This window comes from Pseudoalteromonas piscicida (assembly GCF_002744175.1).
Classification (GTDB): domain Bacteria; phylum Pseudomonadota; class Gammaproteobacteria; order Enterobacterales; family Alteromonadaceae; genus Pseudoalteromonas; species Pseudoalteromonas piscicida_B.
Window position 1 is genome coordinate 1 of the sequence record NZ_NKHF01000126.1, and the last position, 475, is coordinate 475.

Consider the following 475-nt stretch of genomic DNA (forward strand, 5'->3'; position numbering starts at 1 on the left):
CACTCTTTACGCACTATTTGCCATAAACTTATTAATAGCATTAACAAACGCCGCTCTATTTTTCTTTTTTATCCATGACTTGTGAGCATATGTTGCAAACCATTCATATGGATCGTCTTTTATTGATTTAGCGTTTATTAACTTTTTTAGCATTAACAAATGCTGTTTATTCCATGCCCACAAATTATGCCCTCGTGCACTTACTTGGTAATAAAGCGGAGGTAGCTCCTCATAAGCTAAACCGTGTATTCGGTATGTACAACTTTCACATAAAACCATCCAATCATCAGTATGCCAAGCTGTATTGCAATCTCCCGCAATTATCTTATCTGCTGACTCAGACTGTTTTCTAGATAAGCACCTGCCATTGCATTTCGGGCAACTTAGATGTAATAACGTAGGTCTAGAGGAATGGTCATAACGAACGTGATTAATACCCGATCCTGTCAAGGTACCTCCTAAGTGCTAACGCCCT

At 38.7% G+C, this 475-nt stretch carries 1 protein-coding gene; it reads right to left on the reverse strand.

Going from position 1 to position 475, the window contains the following annotated elements:
• Positions 1–6 precede the first annotated feature (6 nt).
• Positions 7–450, reverse strand: a complete 444-nt coding sequence (locus CEX98_RS22790; protein ID WP_143484380.1) for a hypothetical protein — start codon at positions 448–450, stop codon at positions 7–9.
• Between the last annotated feature and the right edge of the window lie 25 nt (positions 451–475).